The following is a 332-nucleotide window of genomic DNA, read 5'->3' as shown; positions in this document are numbered from 1 at the left end:
AGAGGACCGCGCTGACGGTGCTAAGGTGAAATCCGTATGCACATTCGAAGGCAACACCCTCAAGCAAGTCCAGAAGGCCCCCGACGGTCTTGAAGTCACTTACGTCAGGGAATTCGGCCCTGAGGAGATGAAAGCTGTGATGACAGCTAAGGACGTGACTTGCACCAGAGTCTACAAGGTCCAGTAAAAGGACTCTACTCCGAGGCCGGGAGTCGGTGCCGCCGATTCACGAACATCCCGCGGCACAATTATGTTTATTTAGCATCTATTCTATACATTAGCCCTTTCTAGCTTTTTTGTAAAACTAATTTTAGTTTTCACATCAGTCATCG

Annotated in this window: 1 protein-coding gene; it reads left to right on the top strand. The window is 48.8% G+C overall.

The features are described from left to right. On the top strand, positions 1 to 187 hold a 187-nt coding region (locus tag F0U44_RS24335), incomplete at its 5' end, for a lipocalin/fatty acid-binding family protein (protein WP_223163825.1). Between the last annotated feature and the right edge of the window lie 145 nt (positions 188 to 332).

It is taken from the genome of Nocardioides humilatus (assembly GCF_008373755.1).
In the GTDB taxonomy this organism is placed as follows: domain Bacteria; phylum Actinomycetota; class Actinomycetes; order Propionibacteriales; family Nocardioidaceae; genus Nocardioides; species Nocardioides humilatus.
Note: the sequence above shows the minus strand (reverse complement) of the source record. Positions and strands in the feature narration are given on the sequence as shown.